This window comes from Xanthomonas sp. SHU 308, assembly GCF_000364645.1.
Taxonomy (GTDB): Bacteria; Pseudomonadota; Gammaproteobacteria; order Xanthomonadales; family Xanthomonadaceae; genus Xanthomonas_A; species Xanthomonas_A sontii.
Genome location: NZ_AQOK01000365.1, coordinates 1 through 4038 on the forward strand (window position 1 = coordinate 1; position 4038 = coordinate 4038).

The 4038-nt window shown below is 66.7% G+C and carries 3 protein-coding genes; 2 read left to right on the plus strand and 1 reads right to left on the minus strand.

Features of this window, described 5'->3' with window-relative positions; all coding sequences use genetic code 11:
* Nucleotides 1-138 precede the first annotated feature (138 nt).
* Nucleotides 139-828, plus strand: coding sequence for an endonuclease III (gene nth / locus D588_RS0112545; protein ID WP_026143656.1), 690 nt, complete (start codon nucleotides 139-141; stop codon nucleotides 826-828).
* Between the two features lie 286 nt (nucleotides 829-1114).
* On the opposite strand, the gene D588_RS0112550 is transcribed toward nth, so the two are convergent.
* On the minus strand, nucleotides 1115-2365 hold the full coding sequence (locus D588_RS0112550) for a porin (RefSeq protein WP_017916228.1): 1251 nt from the start codon (nucleotides 2363-2365) through the stop codon (nucleotides 1115-1117).
* 258 nt (nucleotides 2366-2623) lie between these two features.
* Between D588_RS0112550 and pstS the strand changes: the two genes are divergently transcribed.
* Nucleotides 2624-3637 carry a phosphate ABC transporter substrate-binding protein PstS gene (pstS, locus tag D588_RS0112555; protein ID WP_017910159.1) on the plus strand — a complete coding sequence of 338 codons (1014 nt, stop codon included), beginning with the start codon at nucleotides 2624-2626 and terminating at the stop codon, nucleotides 3635-3637.
* Nucleotides 3638-4038 lie beyond the last annotated feature (401 nt).

Below are 4038 nucleotides of genomic sequence, written 5' to 3' on the forward strand. Positions count from 1 at the left end.
GCGCCAGGCGCGACGTGCGGCAGCGACACCGATCGCCTCGACGTCGACCACGGCCACACCGAGCGCGCCGGCCCTGCCGGCGGCCGCTGCGGCGATCCTGGCCCGCGCCAAGGCCAAGGCCGCGCAGCGAGGCGGCCAATGAGCGCGACCACGAGCACGGGCGCAAGCACGCCTGCACGGCGCGGACGCCTGCTGAGCAAGGACGAGATCCACGAGCTGTTCTCGCGCCTGTCCGAACTCAACCCCAGCCCGACCACCGAGCTGGAATACGACAGCCCGTTCGAACTGCTGATCGCGGTGATCCTCTCGGCGCAGGCCACCGACGTCGGCGTCAACAAGGCCACGCGGCGCCTGTATCCGGTGGCGAACACGCCGGCCGCGATCCTGGCGCTGGGCGAGGACGGCCTGAAGCGCTACATCTCCACCATCGGCCTGTTCAACGCCAAGGCCAAGAACGTCATCGCCACCTGCCGCATCCTGGTCGAGCAGCACGGCGGCGAGGTGCCGCGCTCGCGCGCTGCGCTGGAAGCGCTGCCCGGGGTCGGCCGCAAGACCGCCAACGTGGTGCTCAACACCGCCTTCGGCGAACCGACCATGGCGGTGGACACGCACATCTTCCGCGTCGCCAACCGCACCGGGCTGGCCCCGGGCAAGGACGTGCGCGCAGTCGAAGATTCGCTGCTCAAGCGCGTGCCGGCGCAGTTCCTGCACGACGCGCACCACTGGCTGATCCTGCACGGCCGCTACGTGTGCAAGGCGCGCAAGCCCGACTGTCCGCAGTGCGCGATCCGCGACCTGTGCCGGTACAGGGACAAGACGCCGGGTTGAGCGGCGTGCCGCGGCGCTGGCCGGTACAGCGCCGGGGATGTCGGCTTGGGCAACTTGCGCGGCGCATGTCGTCCGCCGCTGCGCCCGTCGCGGTTGAAACCGCTTCTACAGTTCTCCACGAGATGCCACCTGGCCGCTAGCAGCGACTATCGTCCACGGTCGTCGACGCGAACCGTGAAAGGCGCCCCGGCCCGCGCCCCATCGCGCGCCTCGGCGATCGCGCCGCAAAAAAAGAAAGGCGGCGCAATGCGCCGCCTTTCGTCCCACGTGCGGGAATCTCCGCGAATCAGAACGACAGGTCGCCCCAGACGCCGAATTCCTTGGTTTCCACGTCGGTCTTCTTGCTGGTGTTGTCCTGGTGCGTGTACTTGTACACGGTGGCCAGCTTCAGGTTCTTCAGCACCGGGAACTCGACGCCGACGTTCCAGTACTTGTCGGCCAGGGTCGGGTCGATGGTCTTGCTCAGGTCGGTCTTGTCGTAGCGGGCGAAGGCGTTGATGCCGCCGTCGGTCAGCGCCACGCTGCCCCACACCGACCAGCCGCTGGACTTGTCGGTGGCCGGGGTCAGCACGTTGTTGAGGTTCTTGGCCTGGAAGTACTCGCCGCCCAGACGGAAGTTGGAATCGGCGTAGGCGACCATCGCATCGGCGCGGGTGTAGTCGTGCTGCGCGTCGAGGATGTCGGTTTCCTTGCCCAGCTTGCCCGAGTAGGCGCCGACGGCGATGGCCAGGTTCTGCATCGGCATGTAGGCGACGCGGCCTTCCACGTCCATGCCCTTGCCGCGGGTCGGGTTCTTGTAGCCGGCGCCGTTGACCACCGACATCGCGTAGTTGACCTGCGAGCCCAGGTCGCCGAAGGCGTGCAGGCCCCAGTCGGAGGAGTTGGCGTACTTCAGGCGGTCGGTCAGGGTGTTCTCGACGTAGCGGTAGCCGTAGAACTTCTCGACGAACGGCACCCACGGCATGTCGGCGGCACCGATGCGCAGGGCGAAGGCGTCGTCGAACTTGCCCTGCACGTAGGCCTTCTTCACGAACAGCTGGGTGTTGGACAGGGCCGAGCTGTACTGGAAGTCGGTGGTCAGGTTGGCCGACCAGATCTCGTTGAAGCTGTGGTCGACGGTCAAGTAGAAGCGCTTGACGTCCAGACCGGTGCCGCTGGCGGCGGTCTTGGCGCCGCCGCTGGTGCGGTCGATGTTGGTCAGGTCGAAGAACATACGGCCGCCGATCTTGTTGTCGTTGACCAGCTTGGCGAGCTTGTCGACCTTGGCGGCGCTGGCCTGCGCCGTTTCGGTCGCCTGGGCCTGCACGACATTCACTTCCGACTGCGCGTCGGACTGCGCCTGCAGGGCTTCCGACTGCGCCTGCAGCTGCTGGACCTGGGTCTGCAGCGCTTCGATCTGGGCCTGCAGCTGCTGCAGCTGGGCAGCGCTGACGGCGGGCGGGTTGCTGCTGGCCTTGGCCTTCGCCGCGAACGCCTGCGGCGCCGACGCGAGGCCGAGGCTGGCGAGGATCGCCGTGGCGAGAAGATGGGAACGCATTAGAATCTCTCCGATGGGTGGTGGCAGGGTGGTATGGGTGCGGTGCGGCCCCAGTGCGATGGCCCGACCATTTGTAAAGATTCCGTCAAAGACATGACAGTTTTGAGTCAGCTTCGTTTCGAAACGAAGGCAACCCCGTCCGGGAAGGCTGTCACCGGACTGACATCTGATTTTCTTCAGACGTTCATGAAAAAGTCTTGGAATGCAGCCGATGCCGGCCGGGGTGCCGGCATTCCACCTATTTCAGGAGTTCTCCCGATGCGTTCCCTCAAGCTCCGACTGCTGGCAGCCGCCGCGGTCGCTACGTTTTCGCTCGCGGCGCAAGCCACCGATGTCACTGGCGCAGGCTCCAGCTTCGTCTACCCGGTGCTGTCGAAGTGGTCGGCTGCCTATGCTGAGAAAAGCGGCAACCGCGTCAACTACCAGTCGATCGGTTCCGGCGGCGGCATCGCGCAGATCCAGGCGGCCACGGTCGATTTCGGCGCCTCCGACAAGCCGCTGAGCGGCGCGGATCTGGAAAAGTTCGGCCTGGGCCAGTTCCCGGTCGTGATCGGCGGCATCGTGCCGGTGTTCAACGTGGCGGGCGTGGCCCCGGGTGCGATGAAGCTCGACGGCACCGTGCTGGCCAACATCTTCCTCGGCAAGATCACCAAGTGGAACGACCCGGCGATCGCCGCGCTGAACCCGGGCCTGACCCTGCCCGACCTGAAGATCACCATCGTGCACCGCTCCGACGGTTCGGGCACCAGCTTCAACTTCACCAACTACCTGTCCAAGGTCAGCCCGGAGTGGAAGAGCAAGGTCGGTGAAGGCACCGCCGTGCAGTGGCCGGCCGGCATCGGCGGCAAGGGCAACGAGGGCGTGGCCGCCTACGTCAAGCAGATCCGCGGCGGCATCGGCTACGTCGAGTACGCCTACGCGCTGCAGAACAAGCTCAGCTACGCCGGCATGAAGAACGCCGCCGGCCGTTTCGTGATGCCGGACGACAAGACCTTCTCCGCTGCCGCCGCCACCGCGGACTGGAAGTCGGCCAAGGACTTCAACCTGATCATGACCAACGCGCCGGGCCAGGACGCGTGGCCGATCACCGCCACCACCTGGGCCATCATGTACAAGAAGGCCAAGAAGCCGGCGTCGTCGAAGGCCGCGCTGGACTTCTTCAAGTGGTCGTTCGAGCAGGGCCAGCCGCAGGCCAAGGCGCTGGACTACGTGCCGCTGCCGGAGCCGCTGGTCAAGCAGATCGAAGCCTACTGGGCGCAGAACATGAAGTAAGCCGGCGTCTCGCCCGTCCGGCGCTCGCGCGCCGGCACGGCGATGTCCCGAAGGCGCGGACCGCAGGGTCCGCGTCTTTTTTTGTCCCCGCTGGCGGAGCCGTGCGCAGGCCCAGCGGGGGCACGCCGCCCTGCCCTGCCACGGTTCCGGAAGGCGGCGCGAGCGCCGCATCCGGTGAGGGCGTCCGCCAACCAGTCCGCAAGTCATCTCGCTGTAACAAAAATATCATTTCATAGCGAACATCCGCCGGATGTCCCGGCGCTCTTCGCTACGGAGTGACCCCCATGAAACTGCAGCCGGCGCGCATTGCCGTCCTGTCCCTCGCCCTGGCCTTCGCCGTCACCGCCTGCCAGCCCGGCAACGGCGACAAGCAGGGCGCCGCCGATGCGGCAGGCGGGGCG

Bases quoted from the DNA above. Each gene is read 5' to 3' on its own strand.
- nth (WP_026143656.1), top strand. From the start codon at position 139: ATGAGCGCGACCACGAGCACGGGCGCAAGCACGCCTGCACGGCGCGGA.
- pstS (WP_017910159.1), top strand. From the start codon at position 2,624: ATGCGTTCCCTCAAGCTCCGACTGCTGGCAGCCGCCGCGGTCGCTACG.
- D588_RS0112550 (WP_017916228.1), bottom strand. From the start codon at position 2,365: ATGCGTTCCCATCTTCTCGCCACGGCGATCCTCGCCAGCCTCGGCCTC.